This window comes from Azospirillum sp. HJ39 (assembly GCF_041507355.1).
Taxonomy (GTDB): Bacteria; Pseudomonadota; Alphaproteobacteria; order Azospirillales; family Azospirillaceae; genus Azospirillum; species Azospirillum thiophilum.
On record NZ_CP167905.1, the window covers coordinates 421,071 to 439,475 of the forward strand.

The window sequence follows — 18,405 nt, forward strand, 5'->3', positions numbered from 1 at the left end:
GCGCATGAGGCGGGCGGGACAGGTGAAGGTAGTAGAACCATGAACAAACAGACGACGCTGATCATCGTCGCCATGCTGCTGGGCATCGTCACCGGCTATGTCTGCAACAGCCTGTTCGATCCGGCCGCCGCCAAGGACATCGCCGGCTATTTCGCGATGGTGACGGACATCTTCCTGCGCCTGATCAAGATGATCATCGCGCCTTTGATCTTCTCGACCCTGGTCGCCGGCATGGCCGGCATGGGCGACGCCCGCACCGTCGGCCGCATCGGCGGCAAGGCGGTCGGCTGGTTCCTGATGGCCTCCTTTGCGTCGCTGGTCATCGGGCTGATCTTCGCCAATCTGCTGCAGCCGGGCGCCAATGTCGGCGTGCCGCTGCCCGATGCCGGCGCAAGCGCGGGCCTGAAGACCTCGGCCCTGAACCTGAAGGATTTCCTGACCCACGTCTTCCCGCGCAACTTCTTCGAGGCGATGGCGAACAACGAGATCCTGCAGATCCTGATCTTCTCTATCTTCGTCGGTTTGGCCATCGGCCAGTTGCGCGACACCAAGGCCGGCCTGCTCGCCCGTTCGATCGAAGAGGTCGTGCCGGTGATGCTGAAGGTCACAGACTATGTGATGCGCTTCGCCCCGATCGGCGTCTTCGCGGCCGTCGCCAACGTGGTGACCACCCAGGGGCTGGGCGTGCTGCTGGTCTACGGCAAGTTCATGGGCAGCTTCTACCTGACGCTGGCGGTGTTGTGGGCGACGCTGATCTTCGCCGGCTTCCTGGTGCTGAAGGGTGACGTCTTCCGTCTGGTCAAGGCGGTGCGCCAGCCGATGTTGCTGGGCTTCTCCACCGCGTCCAGCGAATCCGCCTATCCGCGGGTGATGGAGGAGCTGAAGGGCTTCGGCGTGAAGGAGCGGGTGATCGGCTTCGTCCTCCCGCTCGGCTATTCCTTCAACCTCGACGGCTCGATGATCTACACGACCTTCGCGTCGCTGTTCATCGCCCAGGCCTACGGCATCCCGCTGACGCTGGAACAGCAGATCGTCATGCTGCTGGTGCTGATGGTGTCGAGCAAGGGCATCGCCGGCGTGCCTCGGTCGTCGCTCGTGGTGGTGGCCGCGGTGCTGCCGATGTTCCACCTGCCGGAGGCCGGCGTGCTGCTGATCATGGGCATCGACCATTTCCTCGACATGGGCCGCACCGCGACCAACGTGCTGGGCAATGCCATCGCCACCACCGTCGTCGCCAAATGGGAGGGCGCCATCGGGTCGGAGGAAGACGAGGAGGAGGCCGGCGCCGCCCTGCCCGCTCCCGCCGCGGCGGAGTAGCGGACAGGCGGCTTGGCGGACCGGCCGCGAAGACGGGCGGGCAATGGGAGCAGGGATCCTGCTATGATGCGGCGGTCCTCCTCCCTGGCCGCCTTCCTCATGCCGATCGCCCGCCGCCTCCGCACCATCGGTCTCCTCCTACCGGCCCTGGCCGGGCTGGCACTGCTCGCCGGGCTGGCCGGCTTCCGGATCAGCGAGGAGATGGGGCTGACCGCCTTGCAGGACACCGGGCGCCACCGGCTCGACCTCTATGCCGGGAGTCTGGAACGCGAGATCGATAAATACGCCTATTTCCCGGCGACGCTCGGGCTGGAGCGCGACGTGCTCGATCTCGTGACCGGGCGGGCGCCGCTGGCCTGGGGGCTGAACCGCTATCTTGAGCGGCTGAACGAACGGGCAGGCACCCTGACGATCTATGTGCTGACGCGGCAAGGCCGGGTGGTGGCATCCAGCAACTGGAACCGCCCCGACAGCTTCATCGGCGAGGATCTGTCCTACCGTCCCTATTTCGTCGAGGCGGCCGAAGGCCGGCAAGGGCGCTTCTTCGGCGTCGGCACCACGCGCGGGGAGGCCGGCTATTACCTGTCCTCGCCGCTGGCGGAGGATGGCGCCATCGTCGGCGTCGCGGTGGTGAAGGTCAGCCTGGAGCAGTTGGAGCAATCCTGGTCGACGGTGGAGGCGCCGGTCCTGGTCACTGACGAGAACGGCGTGGTCATCCTCGCCTCGGTCCCCTCCTGGAAATTCACCACGCTGCGACCGATGGACGAGCCGGCTCGCCGGCATTTCGAACGGACCCTGCAATACAACGCCCGTCCGCTGCCGCCGCTGGGGCTGGGGCCGCTCGGCCGGATTGCCGCCGATGCGGAGCTGGTCCGGCTTGCCCGCCCGGCGGACGGGGAGACGGAAACGACGGTCTTTCCGGTATCCGGCCGTTTCCTGGCGCAGACCGCACCGCTGCACGGCACAGGGTGGACGATGACGGTGCTGTCGCCGGCTGCCCAGATCGCCGGCATGGCCTGGACCCAGGCGGCGCTCGCCGCGGTGGGCAGTGCCTTCCTCGGCATCCTGCTGCTGCTGTGGGTGCAGCGCCGCGGTCATCTGCGCGACCTGGAACGCAAGGTCGAGGAACGCACCCGCACCCTGCGCGCCGCCCAGGACGAGTTGGTCCATGCCGGCAAGCTGGCGGTGATCGGCCAACTCTCCGCCGGATTGGCGCATGAGCTGAACCAGCCGCTGGCGGCCCTGCGAACGCTGTCCGGCAACACGGTCAAGTTCCTCCAGCGCGGCAAGCTGGAGGAGGCGCAAGGCAATCTGGAGCGCATCGCCCAACTGGTCGACGGCATGGGGGCGCTGACCGGCCAGTTGAAGTCGTTCGCCCGCAAATCGTCGGGTGCGCCCCGCCCGGTCGCGGTGCGCCGGCCGGTCGACACCGCGCTGTTCCTGCTGGACCAACGGCTGCGGCGGTCCGGCGTGGCCGTGCAGGTCGATGTGCCGGAGGATGTCGCGGTCCTGTGCGATCCCAACCGGCTGGAACAGGTGCTGGTCAATCTGGCCGCCAATGGGCTGGATGCGCTGGAGGGGCAGGCGGGCGGCAGGCTGGCCGTGACGGCGCGGCGGGAGGAGGACCGGGTGCGCATCCAGGTGGCCGACAACGGCCCCGGGCTGCCCGAGGAGGTGCTGCCCCGCCTGTTCGAGCCCTTCTTCACCACCAAGGAGGGGGCCAGGGAGGGAAACGGCGGGCTCGGCTTGGGGCTTGCCATTTCCGCCGGGATCGTGCGTGACTTCGGCGGCACCCTGACCGGGGCGAACGGTGTGGATGGCGGAGCGGTCTTCACGATCGATCTTCCTGCCGCCAACCTTCCAACCGACCCGTCCGCCGTCCAGGCCGGAGACTTCGCATGTCCGACACTGCCGCCACCGCCCTGAAGGTCCTGATCGTCGAGGACGATCCCAACGTGCGCCTCGGCTGCCAGCAGGCGCTGGAGCTGGAGGACATCCCCACGGAGGCGGTGGACAGTGCCGAGGCGGCGCGGCGGCTGGTGGCGGACGGGTTTCCCGGCATCGTCGTCACCGATATCCGCCTGCCCGGCATGGACGGGATGGAGCTGCTGTCCGCCCTGCTCGCCGCCGATGCGGATTTGCCGGTCGTGCTGATGACCGGCCATGGCGACGTGTCGATGGCGGTGCAAGCGATGAAGCTGGGCGCCCATGACTTCATCGAGAAGCCCTTCTCCCCCGACTATCTGGTCGAGGTGGTGCGCCGCGCGCTGGAGAAGCGGCGGCTGACGCTTGAGGTGCGCGACCTGCGCGCCCGGCTGCAGGACCGCGACAGCATCGAAGCAAAGCTGGTCGGCGGCTCGCCGCAGATGGAGCGGGTGCGCCGGCTGATCGCCGGGCTGGCCAACTCCGCCGCCGACGTGCTGATCCATGGCGAGACCGGCTCCGGCAAGGAGCTGGCCGCGCGCTGCCTGCATGACGCCAGCCCGCGCCGAACCGGCAACTTCGTCGCCATCAACTGCGGCGGCCTGCCGGACAGCCTGATCGACAGCGAGATCTTCGGGCATGAGGCCGGCGCCTTCACCGGGGCCGGCAAGCGGCGGATCGGCAAGGTGGAGCACGCCAACGGCGGCACCCTGTTCCTCGACGAGATCGAGAGCATGCCGATGCCGGTGCAGATCAAGTTCCTGCGCGTGCTGCAGGAGCGGACGCTGGAACGGTTGGGCTCCAACACGCCGGTCCATGTCGATTGCCGGGTGATCGCCGCGACCAAGGTCGATCTGCGCGCCCTGGCCGACCGCGGGCAGTTCCGCGCCGATCTCTATTACCGGCTGAACGTCGCCGACCTGCCCCTGCCGCCCCTGCGCGAGCGGCGGGAGGACATCCCCCTGCTGTTCGAGCGGTTCATCCTGCAGGCCGCCGCCCGCCATGGCCGCCCGGTGCCGCCGCCCGATGCCGAACGGATGCGCCGGCTGATGGCCCATGATTGGCCCGGCAACGTGCGGGAACTGCACAATGTCGCCGACCGCTGCGTGCTGGGGATCGAACAGGGCTTTCCGCCCTTCGGCACCGCCCAGACCGGCACCGCCCGGCCGCTGGCCGACGCGGTCGAGGCCTTCGAGCGCGCGCTGATCGCCGATACCCTGCGCCGCACCGGCCACAGCCTCGCCCGCGCCGCCGGAGAACTGCAGATCGCCAAGACGACCCTGCACGACAAGATCCGGAAACACGGGCTGTCCTGAGGGCAGCCGCCGGCCCATCACGCCAAGGCAGCCTCCATCCCGGCGGCGATGCCGAGCAGGCTGCGGTCGCTGCCGCGGCGGCCAATCGCCATCAGACCGACCGGCAGCCCGGCTGCCGGGACCGGCAGCGAAATGGCCGGCAGGTCGAACAGGTTGGCGACACGGGTGTTGCGCAGCAGGGCCATATTGACCCGGTGGAAGGCGGCATCCTCCGCCGTGTCGGCAATGGCGGGGGCGGTCAGCGGCACCGTCGGCAGCAGCAGGAACGGCTGGCGGCTCAACCGCTCGTCCATCAGACCGATCAGCCCGGCGCGGCGGCGCTGCATGCGGACATAGTCGGCGGCGGGGGTCTTGCCGCCAGCCTCGATGCGGGCGCGCGTCTTGGGGTCGATGCCATCGAGCGACGCGATGCCGAGGTCGGCCAGGGTGCCCGCCAGTTCGATGGCGGTGAAGACGCCGATGCGGTCGAGGCCGGCCAGCGCGTCCAGTTCCGCCTCGATCGAGCCATCGGCGACATGGGCGCCGGCAACGCGCAGCCGGTCCAGCGCGGCTTCGAAGGCGTCGGACACCGCCGGCTCGACACCGTCGAACAGCCGGCCGCGCGGCACCAGGAAGCTCTGCCCGGCCAGCGGTGCCGGCGTCAGGCTCCCTTCGCCCGGCACCGTGTCGGCCAGCACCGCATCGATCAGGGCGGCGTCGGCAACGGTGGCGGCGACCGGGCCGATGACGTCCAGGGTCGGCGACAGCGGGAAGGCGCCCTCGGCCGGCAGCCGGCCCGACGACGGCTTGAAGCCGACCGCGCCGGACAACGCCGCCGGGATGCGCAGCGAGCCGCCGGTGTCGCTGCCGACCGCGATCTCCGCCATGCCGTCGACCACCGAGATCACCGCGCCGGACGACGAGCCGCCGGGCACCCGCGAGCGGTCGCGCGGGTTGCCGGGATTGCCGAGATGCGGATTGAGGCCGACGGCGGAGAACGCGAATTCCGTCATGTGGGTGCGGCCGACGATGACGGCGCCGGCGGCGCGCAGCCGGGCGACAGCGCGGGCATCATACCGGGCGGCAGGCCGGTCGCGCAGGATGGCGGAGCCGGCCGCGGTGGTGTCGCCCGCGACGTCGAACAGCGCCTTGACCGAAACGATCCGGCCGTCGAGCGGTCCCAGCGGGCGACCGGCGGCGGCGCGGCGGTCGCTGGCGGCGGCGGCGGCACGCGCGTCCTCCGCATAGATCTCGGTGAAGACCAGCGAGCCCTGGCGGTCCGGATCGGCGATCCGGCCGAGCGCCGCTTCCAGCCGGGCGGACGAGGTCGGGGGGGTGGACGGAACGGACATGGCAGGCTCCTGACGGATCGTTCAAGCGGCGGGGTGCGGTTCGGCGAGGCCGGCATTTCTGACGGCGAATGGAACATTTGAAACCGGATGAAACATAAATCCCGACCTGTTCCACTGTTCAGTTCGCCGTGCCGCAGCCCGACGATCCGGAAAAGAGGCGTCCATCTTCGTCGTGGAACAGGTCGGAACGGCTGGCTGGTGCACCATGCTGGGGGCTTTGCGGTCAAGGAAACGGCTTCCCTTCCTATCACGGAGAAGCTTGGCCGGTAAGCGCGTGCTGAAAATCCAATCCAGCTCAGCCACCGGACAGAGGCAGTCGGCGATGAATTTCATGTTATCTTTGTGCTTCATATAATAATAATCATATTTATATGTGAAATTGAACTGATCTCTACTTTCGTAAGGGTATTTGCCGTTCGGCCGATGGCGCGTGTTGGCGCCCTGTGATATGCAGAAGATAACGAAGCGGACCGAGCAGACACACGGCCGACGCGAATTCCCGGACCTCCCTCCAGGACGAGGCAGCCTTCGGGGGCCCCCGGAGCCGGGGGAACGACCGCCAACGGCCGGCCTTTTCCGGAATGACAGACGGAAGGACGGACACCGATGCCTGCAACGCCTCACTTCCCGCCGCCCAGCGAGACGCCGCCGAGTTCCTTCGCACCGGAACGCCAGATCGCCATCGTCGGCGCCGGCTTCACCGGCAGCCTGCTGGCAGCCCACCTGCTGCGCAATGCACCGGCGCCGCTGGTCGTCCACCTGATCGAATACGGGCACCGGCCGGGCACCGGCGTCGCCTACTCCACCCCCAACGGCGCGCATGTGCTGAACGTCCGCGCCTACAACATGAGCGCCTATCCCGACGACCCGCGCCATTTCCTGCGCTGGCTGTGGAGCCGGGCCGAGGGACCGACGGCGAAACAACCGGTGCCGCCGAGCGGCCATGCCTTCGTGTCGCGGGCGCTGTACGGCACCTATATCCAGGACGTGCTGGCGCAAGCACAGGCCGAGGCGCCGGCCCATGCCCGGCTCAACCTGATCCGCGGCGAGGCGGTGGACGTCCGCACCGACAGCGGCGCCGGCGGACGACGGGTCGTGCATGTGCGGCTGGGCGACGGGCGCATCGTCAGCGCCGACGCAGCGGCGCTGTGTATCGGCAATTTTCCGCCCTCCCCGCCCTGCCTTGCCTCGCCGACCGCCGGCGAGGCCTTCGGGTCCGACCGCTTCATCGGCGATCCCTGGGATGCCGCCGCCATCGGCCGCATCGACCGTGACGCCGCGGTGGCGATCCTCGGCACCGGCCTGACCATGGTGGATACGGTGCTGTCGCTGCTCGACCAGGGGCATCGCGGTCCGATCACCGCGGTGTCGCGCCGCGGGCTGCTGCCGCTGCGCCATGAGGAGACGCGACCCTATACGTCCTTCCTGCACCCGGACGTGATGCCGCGCACCGTGCTGGACGTGATGATCGCGTTGAAGGCGGATGCGCGACGAGCGATGGCGGCAGGGTACGACTGGCGCTCGGCCTTCGATGCGCTGCGGCCGCACCATCACCGCATCTGGGCCCATCTGCCGATGGAGGAACGGCGGCGCTTCCTGCGCCATGCCCGACCCTTCTGGGAGGTACACCGCCACCGGATGGCGCCGCAGGTGGCCGACCGGATCGCCGCCGCCCGATCCGGCGGCCAACTGGACATCCTGACGGGGCGCCTGACCGATGCGGCGCTGACCGGCGGCGGGCTGGAGCTGCGCATCGCCGAACGCGGCGGCGGGGCGACGAGGGTGCTGACCGCCGGGGCGCTGATCAACGCGACCGGCACCAACTGCGACTATACCCGCATCCGCCACCCGCTGGTGAGGTCGCTGCTCGACCGCGGGCTGGCCCGGCCGGATCCGCTGCGCCTGGGGCTGGACGTGACGGAGAGCGGGGCGGTGATCGCCGCCGACGGTACGCCGGCCCCGCATCTGCTGGCCTTCGGCCCGGTCGCGAAGGCGCCCTTCTGGGAGATGACCGCCGTGCCTGAGCTCCGCAGCCGATGCGCCGACGCGGCCCGGCGGATCCTGTCCGACCTGGCGGGAGGGACGCTGCCCGCACATGGCGTCCACCCGGCGGTGCCGACGCTAGAGTTCCCGGAACCGCCGCGCGCATAGGAACGCGGCGGGAGGTCAGCGCGCCTTGGGCAGCGGCGGCGCATAGCCGCCGGCCTTGCTGGTCCGCAGGCCCAGCGCCGCCAGCCCCTCCGCCAGCTTCACCGCGGCGGTGACGCCATCCACCACCGGCAGGCCCATCTCTTCGCCGAGCGAACGGGCGAGGTCGGCCATGCCGGCACAGCCGAGCACGATGCTCTCCGCCCCGTCCTGCTCCATGGCGCGGCGGATCTCGGCGCGCACGCGGTCGACGGCGCCGGATGCCGGATCCTCCAGCGCCAGCACCGGGACGCCCGCCGCCCGGATGGTGCAGCGGCCGGCCATGCCGTAGCGCTGGGCGAGCCGCTCCAGCGCCGGGACCGAGCGGGCCAGCGTCGTCACCACGCTGAATCGGCCGCCCAGCAGGCTGGCGGTCTGCATCGCCGCCTCGCAGATGCCGATGACGGGGGCGGTGGCGAGGCTGCGGGCGGCGTCCAGCCCGACGTCGTCGAAGCAGGCGATGACGGTGCCGGCGATCATGCCCTCATGCCGTTCGATCTCCGCCAGCAGGCCGGGGACGGCCAGCGCCTCGTCGTAATAGCCTTCGATGCTGGCAGGGCCGGATGGCGGGTTGACCGCCAGGATCTCGGTGCCGGGGGCGGCGACGCTGCGGGCGGCGGCGCCGATGCGCACCGTCATCGAGGCGGTGCTGTTGGGGTTGACGACCAGGATGCGCATGATGATGAAAGTCCTCTATGGCCGCTTCAGCCGTTCCGCGCACGGCGCAGGCGGCGGCGGCGCAGCGCGATCAGGCCGAGCAGGAACAGACCGATCACCGTGAAGGAGAAGACCGTCGTCAGCGAGCCCAGCGCATAGAGCACCGGTGTCGTGACGTTGGTGGTCATGCCGTAGATCTCCAGCGGCAGCGTGTTGAAGCTGCCGGCGGTCATCAACGTGCGGGCGAACTCGTCGTAGGACAGGGTAAAGCCGAACAGCCCGACGCCGATCAGGCTGGGCAGCAGGATCGGCAGCACGACATGGCGCACCGTCTGCCACGGTGTCGCGCCCAGATCGCGTGCCGCCTCCTCATAGGCCGGGTTGAAGCGGTTGAAGATGGCGAAGACGATCAGCAGGCCGAAGGGCAGCGTCCAGGTCAGATGCGCACCGAGCGCCGAGCCGTACCAGGTGGGTTCCAGCCCGAGGATGTTGAAGAACAGGCCGATTCCCAGGCTGACCAGGATCGACGGCACGATCAGGCTGGCAATGGCCAAGTAGAACAGGGCGCCGCTGCCGCGGAAGCGGCGGCGGAAGGCGAAGCCGGCCAGCACCGAGAACAGCACGGTCAACACCATCACCATCAGCCCCAGCGCGATCGACCGGCGGAAGGACCCGCCGAAATCGCCGACCGCCTGCTGCTCGAACAGGTTGCGGAACCAGTGCAGCGAGACGCCGTTCATCGGGAAGGTCAAGCCGCCCTCCGGCCCCTGGAAGGACAGAACCAGGATCGTGGCCGTCGGGCCGTAGAGGAACAGCACGAACAGCACGAAGAAGGCGGCCAGCAGGTAGAAGGACAGGCCGCGGCGGGAGGTGTTCATCTCTCACAGCTCCTTGCGGATGTCGACGACGCGCAGCATCGCCACCACCATGATCAGGACGACGGCCAGCAGCACCACGGCATTGGCGGCGGCGGCCGGGTATTGCAGAAGCGAGATCTCGTTGGCGATCATCAGGCCGATGGAGGCGCTCTGCCCGCCGCTCATCAGCCGCACTGTGATGAAGTCGCCCATCACCAGCGTGACGACGAAGATCGAGCCGATGGCGATGCCGGGCTTGGTCAGCGGCAGGATGACGTTCCACAGCGTCTGCGCCGCGCTGGCGCCGCCGTCGCGCGCCGCCTCGACCAGCGCGCGGTCGATGCGCATCATCGAATTGAAGATCGGCACCACCATGAACAGCGCATAGAGATGCACGAAGGCCAGCACGACCGAGAAATCGGAGAACAGCAGGAACTCCAGCGGTTCATCGATGATCCCGGCGGAGATCAGGCCGGAATTCAGCAGCCCGTTGCGCCCGAGGAACGGGATCCAGGAGATCATGCGGATGATGTTGGAGGTCCAGAACGGAATGGTGCAGACCAGGAACAGCACCATCTGCCAGGTGGTGGAGCGGATGTGGAAGGCCAGGAAATAAGCGACCGTGAAGCCGATGCCGAGCGTGATCGCCCAGGTCAGAACGGCGTATTTCAGCGTGTTCAGGTAGGTCTTCCAGGTGACAGGCGAGGTCAGCAACTCGATGTAGTTGGTCAGCACGAAATCAGGGTAGATGCGCACGCTGTCGTAGTCCCAGAAGCTGACCGCGACGATGGTCAGGATCGGCACCAGCAGGAACAGCAGCAGCGCGACGGTCAGGGGAGCGGCCTGGAGATAGGGGGCGAGGCGCGGAGCCAAGCGGGAACGGCGGCGGACCGTGACGCCGGTGGCCGTGGCGGACGGTCGGGACGTTTCGGCGGTCACGGTCATCGGCGGGATCCTGGGGGTTGGAATGGTGTTGGGAGGTGGTCGCCGCGCTTGCCCCCACCCTTCCCACGGCTGGCGCCGCGGGCCCCTTCCCTCCCCCGCTTCGCAAGGGAGGGAGTTAATACGCTGCGGCGGAGTTCCCTCCCCCGCCCAGCGGGGGAGGGTCAGGGAGGGGGCATTGAGCGACGACCTTAGGCCGCGATGAACTCGTTCCACTTGCGGACCATGTAGCGGTCCTCGTCCATCACCGCGTTCCAGCAGGCGACGCGGCCCATGCGGTCGGCGAAGGAGCCGCCGTCGCGCACGGCGCCGGCCTTCTCCATCACCTTGCCCTCCGGGCTGAGGATGTCGGTCTTGGCCGGCTGGCCCTCCATCCAGAACGCCCATTCCTCCGGCGTCATGTGCTGCTTGGCGGTGTCGAGCACCGCCGAATAATAGCCCTGGCGGTTCAGGTAGGCGCCGACCCAGCCCGACAGGTACCAGTTGATGTATTCGTAGGCGGCGTCCAGCTCCAGCCCGCTCAGATGCTTGGCGATGCCGAGTCCGCCGCCCCAGGCGCGATAGCCCTCCTTCAGCGGCTGGTAGACGCACTGGATGCCCTTGGCGCGCACCGCGGCGACGGCGGGAGACCACATCGACTGGATGATGACCTCGCCCGACGACATCAGGTTGACGCTCTCGTCGAAGGTCTTCCAGAAGGCGCGGAACTGGCCGGACTTCTTGGCGTCGGTCATGATCTTGAGGGTCTTGTCGATCTCCTCCTTGGTCATGTTGCCCTTGTCGCCGTACTTGACCTCGCCCATCGCCTCGCAGACCATTGCGGCGTCCATGATGCCGATCGACGGGATGTTCAGCAGCGACGCCTTGCCCTTGAAGGCCGGGTCGAGCAGATCCTTCCAGCTGGAGATCGGACGGCCGACCAGATCGGGGCGGATGCCCAGCGTGTCGGCGTTGTAGATGGTCGGGATCAGCGTCATCCAGTCGCTTGGCGACCTGGCGAACTTGGTGCTGTCCTTGCCTTCGACGAATCCGACGGTGTGGGGCGCGGTGCCCTGGGCGATGGTGCTGTCCGGCGTCAGCTTGCCGGTGACGAAGATCGGGACGATCTTGTCGAAATTCTTGATCTTCTTGACCTCCATCGGCTGCATCACGCCGGCCGGGAAGACCTTCTTGCAAATCCAGTATTCGATGTCGGCGATGTCGTAGGATTTCGGCTGCGTCACCGCGCGCTGCGTCACCGCGTCGGAATCGAGCGCGGTCATCTGCAGCGTGAAGCCCAAATCCTCCTTCACCTTGTCGGCGACGGCGTTCAGGTTCGACACGCCGGTGCCGAACTGGCGCAGCGTGACATTCTTGATGTTCTGCGCCCAGATGGTCGGGAAGCCGGTGATCGCGCCGGAGCCGACGGCAGCGCCCGCCACGGCGGCGGTGCCCTTCAGCAGGGTGCGGCGGCTGACGCCGGGAAGGGTTTTCGAACCGGAACGGGTGTCGGTCATGGGTGAGCCTCCAGTCTGTTCGTCAGGTGTTTTTTTGAAAGACGTTTGGTGACAGGCGGTTGAAAAGGGTCAGGACGCGAGCGGATGGATGTCCCGGCTGCTCCAGCCGGCGCGCACGCGGTCGCCGACGGAGACGGGCGCGTCGAAATAGCGGGCCTCGTCCAGCACGACGGCGAAATCGTCGGCGCCCGGAATGTCGAGGCTGAGATGGACGGAAGCGCCGTGATACTCCAACATCCGCACAGTGCCCTCCACCTGGATCTCGGCGGGCAGGTCGGCGCCGCCCAACAGGATGCGGTCGGTGCGGACGGCGCAGCGGCCAGCCGCTCCCGCCGCTCCCGCCTCGATGACGTTGTGTCCGCCGATGAAGCGGGCGACGAAGGCGGTGCGCGGGCGGTTGAACAGCTCGCGCGGCGGCCCTGCCTGCTCGATCCGCCCCTGGTTCATCACTACCGCGAGGTCGGCCAGCGCCATCGCCTCGGTCTGGCTATGGGTGACATGGATGAAGGTGATGCCGATGTCGCGGTGCAGCCGCTTCAGCTCCTCGCGCATGCGCACACGCAGGAAGGGATCGAGCGCCGACAGCGGTTCATCCAGCAGCAGCACGCCCGGCCGGGTGATCAGCGCGCGGGCCAACGCCACGCGCTGCTGCTGGCCGCCCGACAGCTGCGACGGCAGCCGGTCGGCATATTTGGCCATGTCGACGAGATCGAGCATCTCGCGCGCCCGGCGGCGGCGCTCCTCCTTCGCCACGCCCTTCATCTTCAGGCTGAAGGCGACATTGTCGGTGCAGTCCAGATGCGGGAACAGGGCGTAGCTCTGGAACATCATCGCGGTGCCGCGCCTCGCCGGCGGGTCGTCGTTGACCACCTTGTCGCCGATCAGCAGGTCGCCGTCGGTGATGTCCTCGTGCCCGGCGATCATGCGCAGGGTCGAGGTCTTGCCGCAGCCGCTCGGTCCCAGCAGGCAGCAGTAGGAGCCGGAGGCGATCCGCAGGTCGATGCCGTCCACGGCAACGGTCGTGCCGTAGGCCTTGCGCAGCTTCACCAGTTCGACCGGCGATCCGGCGCCCGTCGTTCCGCCGCCGGCCGATCCGGTGCCGGCCGCGTCCGCGATGGTCGATCCCGCCGTCATGGTCCCTCCGATATTGTGCACAATCTGGCCGGTCGTTTGTGACCGCTTGGTTTTCTGCATGTCGCGTGCCAGCGGATTCACGGCGGTTTTCCGCCCTTCTGCCGGGCAACGGATCACAAGATGATCAGAGTTTCGGCGCAGTGATGCCTTCTTAGGCAGTCTAGTGACGAAGCGGCCGGTGTGGCCGGCGGAGCTGCCATCGGTCGATTGCAGTTCCGCTGCTGGCCCATTTTGTGCACAATTCCGGATCGGCATCCCGCCGCCTTCCAGCCGAACCGATTGCAGCAATGACCCTCGCCGCCCCCGCCAAGCCGGTCCGCCGCCCCTCCAGCGGGCGCAGCAGCGCCGAAGCCCGCATCGTCCGCAGCATCGGCGAGGCCATCGCCGACCGCCGTCTGCCGCCCGGCACCAAGCTGACCGAGGAGAGCCTGGCCGAAGCCTTCGGCGTCAGCCGCGAGCGGGTGCGCAAGGTACTGCTTCTGCTGGCGCAGCGCCGGGTGGTGACGCTGATCCCCAACCGCGGCGCCTTCGTCGCCAAGCCGACGCCGCGGGAAGCGCGCGAGGTGTTCGAGGCCCGACGGGTGATCGAGCGCGCGATCATGGAGCGGCTGGAGCGGATGCCCCGCCCGCTGCCGCCGGAGATGCTGGAAAGGCTGCGCGGCCATGGCGCGCTGGAGGATGCGGCGGAACGGGCGGCCGACCGCAAGGCGATGATCCGGTTGTCCGGCCAGTTCCACCTGCTGTTGGCGGAATTCGCCGGCAACACGACACTGACCGGCATCCTGACCGACCTGATCGACCGTTCCAGCCTCGCCATCGCGGCGTTCGAACGACGCTCGTCGCACACCTGCTCGGCCGAGGATCACCGCCGGCTGATCGCGGCCCTGGTCGGCAACGCGCCCGGCGAGGCGCTGGCACTGATGATCGAGCATCTCGACGAGGTCGAACGCCAATTGGATTTGGACGCGAAGCCCGACACGCGCATCGACCTGAAGGCGATCTTCGCCGACGAACCGTCCTGAGGTGGGCAGGCCACTGGACAGGGATGCGCCGCCGGGGGTTCCAGGCAAAAGCCCTGCCCTCTAAAGTGGCCGCAGCAATTCGCTGGAATCCACCGACGAAGGCATCCGATGAAGCCCGCTTCCGATATCCCGTTCCGCGTCCGGGCCATCCTGTTCGACATGGACGGCACCCTCATCGACACCAAGGGCCCTGTCGAACGGGCGTGGCGTGCCTGGGCCGCCCATCACGGCATCGATCCCGACGCCATCCTCGCCGTCGCCCATGGCCGCCGCACCATCGAGACCGTACGCCGCTTCGCCCCCGCCGGCCTCGACATCGAGGAACAGGTGCGGATGGTCGAGGACCGCTACATCAACGACGCCGATGGCGTCGTCGCCGTTCCCGGCGCGCGGGAATTGCTGGCGGCTCTGCCGCGGAACCGCTGGGCGGTGGTGACCTCCGCCCCGCACGGGATGGCGGAAACGCGCATCCGGCAAGCCGGGCTGCCCCTGCCCGACCTGCTGATCGGCGCCGACGACGTCAGCCAGGGCAAGCCCGATCCCGAGGGCTACCGCAGCGCCGCCGTCAAGCTTGGCTTCGACCCGGGCGAGACGCTGGTGTTCGAGGACGCGCCGCCGGGCCTGGAGGCGGGACACGCCGCCGGCGCCTGGGTGATCGCGCTGACCACCACGCTGCGGCCGGACGAGCTTGCAGGGAACCTGTGCCTGCCCGATCTGTCGGCTGTGCGGGTCCGGGTGGATGAGGACGGGTTGGAGATCGTGGCGACGGGCAGGTGATCGATACGAGGTGATCGATACGGCGGGCCGTCCCGCTCATCCGGCGTCCGCCGCCCGCCAATCGCCGTCCACCCAGGTCCCGCGGACGGTCAGGTCCGGGCGCAGCAGCACCAGATCGGCACGCCAGCCCGGCGCGATCCTGCCGCGCTCTCCCGCCATGCCCAGGAACTCCGCCGGGTAGAGGGAGGCCATGCGCAGGCACTCCTCCAGCGGCAGGCCGATCAGGCTGCCGGCGTTGCGCACCGCCGTCGCCATGTCGAGGTCCGCGCCGGCAAGCGTGCCGTCGCCCAGCACCAGCCGGCCGTCGCGGCGGTGGATGGTCCGGCCGTTCAGCTCGAAACTCGCGGCGTCGGTGCCGGTCGGCGGCATGGCGTCGGTCACCAGCATCGTCCGGCCGCGCGGCCGGGCGGCCAGCGCCGCACGCATCGTCAGCGGATGGACATGGTGCCCGTCGACGATCAGCCCGCACCAGGGCCGCCCATCGGAAAGCGCCGCGCCGGCCGGGCCGGGCTGGCGGTTGGCGATCCCGGGCATGGCGTTGAAGAGGTGGGTGACGCCGCGCACCCCGAGATCGAAGGCCTGCACCACCCGCTCGGCGTTGGCCATGGTATGGCCGACCGACAGGATCACGCCGGCCGCCATCAATCGCGACAGCGCCGCATCCTCCACGCATTCCGGCGCCAATGTCAGCAGCACCCGCCCGCCCGGCATCCGCGCCGGCAAACCGCAGAGGACCTCCAGATCCGCGTCGTCGGGAGCACGGACGAAGCGCGGGTCATGGGCGCCGGCCCGCTGCGGGCTGATGAAGGGGCCTTCGAAATGGATGCCCAGCACGCCGCCGCCCGGGCGGGCCACGGCGTCCACCGCGGCCGCGGCGGCCGCGCGGTGGCAGTCGGGGGTGTCGGTGATGACGGTCGGCAGCAGGCCGGTGGTGCCGAACCGGCGGTGGGCGGCGGCGATGGCGAGCGCGGCGTCGGCGGTGGACTGCGCGTTGAACAGGAAACCGCCGCCGCCATTCACCTGGATGTCGAGGAAACCGGGCGCCAGCAGGTCGCCGGGCTCCAGCGCCACGCTGCGGTCAACCGCCGGAGTACCGCGGCCGGGCGCCAGGATGTCGAGGATGCGGCCATCCCCGACCAGCAGTCCATGGCCGTCGAGGATGGTCTCCCCGGTAAAGATCCGGGCGCCGGTCAGGAGTTGTCGCATCGGGCGGTCTTCGTCGCTTGGGCAAGGGTGGACCGCCGGCCGGAAGCCGGCCGGGGGCCTGCGGCAGTTCATAGACCCTGCCGCAGGCCCCCCGCAACGCCGCAGGATGGCGCCCGCCCTATTCCGCCGCGCGCCGTCCGCCGGACAGCAGGCCGGTCAGCGCGCCGGCCAGGGCTTCGGCATCGTTGCCGACGATCAGGTCGAGGCCGCCGGCCCCAAGCCCCATCACCGCGCGGACGCCGGCCCGCTTCAACGCCTCGGCATTCGCCTTGCCGGAGTCGGCCAGTTCCACCCGCAAGCGCGTGGTGGCGAAGGCGGCAAGGGTCCTGATGTTGCCGGCCCCGCCCAGTGCCTCGGCGATGCGGGTTGCGCGCTCGACCGGGAGCGGAGCCGCCTCGGCCTTGGCTGCCGCCGGTGCCGCAACTGCCTGAGGTGCGGGCTGGGCGGAAGCGGGGGCATCGTCGGCATCGGCGCCGGTGGAGCGCAGATACTCCTGCATCTCGGTCTTCAAATTCTCAGACAGGGTACCGAACACCGCCTGTACGCTGTCGCGCACCCGAAGCACGCCGGACGCGCCCATGCCGCGCAGCTTGGCCTCGTCGACGCGGGCCGGGTCGCGCACCACCACGCGCAGACGGGTGATGCAGGCATCCAGGTTGGCGATGTTGCCCCGCCCGCCGAAGGCAAGCACCAGATTGCGCGCCCGCCCGCTGCCGGCGGCACCGCCGGTGGCGGTATCCGCGGTCTCGTCGCTCATATCCTCGCGCCCGGGGGTCTTCAGGTTCAGCGCCTGGATGGTGTAGCGGAACACGACATAATAGATCGCCGCATAGGCCGGCCCCAGGATCAGCACCAGCCACCATTTCTGGGAATAGGGGCTGAGAACGTTGAACAGCACGAAGTCGATGCCGCCCTGCGAGAAGGTGAAGCCCATATGGGCGCCCAGCGAGTTCATGATGAACTGGGAGGTCGCCGCCAGAACCGCATGGATCAGGTAAAGCACCGGCGCAAGGAACAGGAAGGAGAACTCGATCGGCTCGGTGATGCCGGTCAGGAAGGAGGTCAGCGCGGCCGAGATCATGATGCCGCCGACCCGCACCCGGTTCTCCGGCTTGGCGGCGTGCCACATGGCGATCGCCGCGGCCGGCAGGCCGAACATCTTGAACAGGAAAGCGCCGGACAGGATGCCGGCCGTCGGGTCGCCCGCGAAATAGCGGTTGATGTCGCCATGCACCACTTGGCCGGCGGTGTTTTGGAAGGACCCGATCTCGAAGAAGAAGGGCACGTTCCAGATGTGATGCAGGCCGAAGGGGATCAGCAGCCGCTCGACGAAGCCGTAGATGGTCGCCGCCAGCCTCGGGTCGTTCACCGCCGCCCAGTGCGAGAAGCTGTCGATGCCGCCCTGGATCGGCGGCCAGATCACCGACAGCACGACACCCAGCACGATGGCGGCCAGGGCGGTGATGATGGGCACGAAGCGTTTTCCGGCGAAGAAGCCGAGATAGGCCGGAAGTTCGATCTTGTAGAAGCGGTTGAACATCGCCGCGGCCAGCCCGCCGGCCAGGATGCCGCCGAAGACGCCGGTCTCCATCGCCTTGATGCCCATGACGGTCTTGGGCTCCATGCCCCAGACCCCGGCCATCACGCCCAGCGTCGCCAGCATCACGATGTAGCCGATGGTGGCGGCGATTGCCGATACGCCGTCATTCTCGGTATAGCCGAGCGCGACGCCGATGGCGAAGATCAGCGGCAGGTTTCCGAAGATGACGTCGCCGGAATTCTTCATCAGCATCGACAGGAGCGGCGGCATCCACTCGAAATTCGCCGCGCCGATGCCGAGCAACAGGCCGGCGACGGGAAGAACCGCAACCGGAAGCATCAGCGACTTGCCGATCTTCTGTAAAAACGCAAAGGGGTTCAATGCCATGGCGAATCTCCGGCGATTTTTCCGGCGGCGGAACCAAAGCCCCCGGTTGACGCAAACACAACCGACACCAAGGATAGGTTTCAGGACTTAGACGGCAAAGCCGGAACGGCAAGGCTTGTGGCTTATCCCGGATGCGCCGGGGGATTTTAGGCCCGGGGTGCCGATTGGCCGCAGGCTCCCGCCTTTTCCGGACAGGTGCTTGCGACAATCTATATCCGGGCTTGTGCCCGATGCCATGCGGCGTCTGCGCACATACGCCATGACGCGGGAGCTGTGACACTATGGCTGCCGTTCCGCTGTGAAAGCGCCCGCC

The 18,405-nt window shown here is 68.6% G+C and carries 15 protein-coding genes; 6 read left to right on the forward strand and 9 right to left on the reverse strand.

Translation table 11 applies throughout. From position 1 onward, the window contains the following. The first annotated feature begins 39 nt into the window (after positions 1 to 39). From ABMY26_RS02540 to ABMY26_RS02550, 3 genes are all read left to right on the forward strand, one after another. Positions 40 to 1,317, forward strand: a complete 1,278-nt coding sequence (locus ABMY26_RS02540) for a dicarboxylate/amino acid:cation symporter (protein ID WP_372394899.1) — start codon at positions 40 to 42, stop codon at positions 1,315 to 1,317. Between the two features lie 63 nt (positions 1,318 to 1,380). After that, a complete protein-coding gene (locus ABMY26_RS02545; RefSeq protein WP_372394900.1) occupies positions 1,381 to 3,243 on the forward strand; it encodes an ATP-binding protein in 1,863 nt (620 codons plus the stop codon). Then, positions 3,216 to 4,556: a sigma-54-dependent transcriptional regulator gene (locus ABMY26_RS02550; protein WP_372394901.1), complete on the forward strand. Its 1,341-nt coding sequence runs from the start codon at positions 3,216 to 3,218 to the stop codon at positions 4,554 to 4,556. Before ABMY26_RS02545 ends, ABMY26_RS02550 begins: the two co-directional genes overlap by 28 nt. Before the next feature lie 17 nt (positions 4,557 to 4,573). Here ABMY26_RS02550 and ABMY26_RS02555 read toward each other — a convergent pair whose 3' ends face one another. Both ABMY26_RS02555 and ABMY26_RS02560 read right to left on the reverse strand, forming a co-directional pair. Continuing rightward, a complete protein-coding gene (locus ABMY26_RS02555) occupies positions 4,574 to 5,887 on the reverse strand; it encodes an amidase (RefSeq protein WP_372394902.1) in 1,314 nt (437 codons plus the stop codon). 21 nt (positions 5,888 to 5,908) lie between these two features. Continuing rightward, a complete protein-coding gene (locus tag ABMY26_RS02560) occupies positions 5,909 to 6,238 on the reverse strand; it encodes a hypothetical protein (RefSeq protein ID WP_372394903.1) in 330 nt (109 codons plus the stop codon). 255 nt (positions 6,239 to 6,493) lie between these two features. Here ABMY26_RS02560 and ABMY26_RS02565 point away from each other — a divergent pair, with 255 nt between their 5' ends. Continuing rightward, on the forward strand, positions 6,494 to 8,038 hold the full coding sequence (locus ABMY26_RS02565) for an FAD/NAD(P)-binding protein (RefSeq protein WP_372394904.1): 1,545 nt from the start codon (positions 6,494 to 6,496) through the stop codon (positions 8,036 to 8,038). A gap of 15 nt (positions 8,039 to 8,053) precedes the next feature. Here the strand turns inward: ABMY26_RS02565 and ABMY26_RS02570 are convergent, their stop codons facing one another. The 5 genes from ABMY26_RS02570 to ABMY26_RS02590 all read right to left on the reverse strand — a co-directional run bounded on the left by ABMY26_RS02570 (position 8,054) and on the right by ABMY26_RS02590 (position 13,160). Then, the gene (locus ABMY26_RS02570; protein WP_372394905.1) at positions 8,054 to 8,752 is read right to left on the reverse strand and encodes an aspartate/glutamate racemase family protein; all 699 of its coding nucleotides are present in this window, start codon (positions 8,750 to 8,752) and stop codon (positions 8,054 to 8,056) included. Between the two features lie 26 nt (positions 8,753 to 8,778). Next, positions 8,779 to 9,609, reverse strand: a complete 831-nt coding sequence (locus tag ABMY26_RS02575) for an ABC transporter permease (protein WP_372394906.1) — start codon at positions 9,607 to 9,609, stop codon at positions 8,779 to 8,781. Between the two features lie 3 nt (positions 9,610 to 9,612). Continuing rightward, entirely contained in the window at positions 9,613 to 10,533 is a 921-nt protein-coding gene (locus ABMY26_RS02580) for an ABC transporter permease (RefSeq protein ID WP_372394907.1), read from the reverse strand. A gap of 188 nt (positions 10,534 to 10,721) precedes the next feature. Continuing rightward, positions 10,722 to 12,026, reverse strand: a complete 1,305-nt coding sequence (locus ABMY26_RS02585; protein WP_372394908.1) for a PotD/PotF family extracellular solute-binding protein — start codon at positions 12,024 to 12,026, stop codon at positions 10,722 to 10,724. A 69-nt stretch (positions 12,027 to 12,095) separates the two neighbouring features. Next, complete coding sequence (locus ABMY26_RS02590; protein ID WP_372394909.1) at positions 12,096 to 13,160, reverse strand: ABC transporter ATP-binding protein; 1,065 nt, start codon at positions 13,158 to 13,160, stop codon at positions 12,096 to 12,098. A 287-nt stretch (positions 13,161 to 13,447) separates the two neighbouring features. Between ABMY26_RS02590 and ABMY26_RS02595 the strand changes: the two genes are divergently transcribed. Together ABMY26_RS02595 and ABMY26_RS02600 are read left to right on the forward strand one after the other, a co-directional pair. Then, positions 13,448 to 14,182 (forward strand): GntR family transcriptional regulator, encoded by a 735-nt coding sequence (locus ABMY26_RS02595; protein WP_372394910.1) that lies wholly within the window; start codon positions 13,448 to 13,450, stop codon positions 14,180 to 14,182. 108 nt (positions 14,183 to 14,290) lie between these two features. After that, a complete protein-coding gene (locus ABMY26_RS02600) occupies positions 14,291 to 14,959 on the forward strand; it encodes an HAD family hydrolase (RefSeq protein ID WP_372394911.1) in 669 nt (222 codons plus the stop codon). A gap of 36 nt (positions 14,960 to 14,995) precedes the next feature. Here ABMY26_RS02600 and nagA read toward each other — a convergent pair whose 3' ends face one another. Both nagA and ptsG read right to left on the reverse strand, forming a co-directional pair. Continuing rightward, on the reverse strand, positions 14,996 to 16,165 hold the full coding sequence (nagA, locus tag ABMY26_RS02605; RefSeq protein ID WP_372394912.1) for an N-acetylglucosamine-6-phosphate deacetylase: 1,170 nt from the start codon (positions 16,163 to 16,165) through the stop codon (positions 14,996 to 14,998). A gap of 118 nt (positions 16,166 to 16,283) precedes the next feature. Further along, positions 16,284 to 18,092: a PTS glucose transporter subunit IIBC gene (ptsG, locus tag ABMY26_RS02610; RefSeq protein WP_372394913.1), complete on the reverse strand. Its 1,809-nt coding sequence runs from the start codon at positions 18,090 to 18,092 to the stop codon at positions 16,284 to 16,286. Positions 18,093 to 18,405 lie beyond the last annotated feature (313 nt).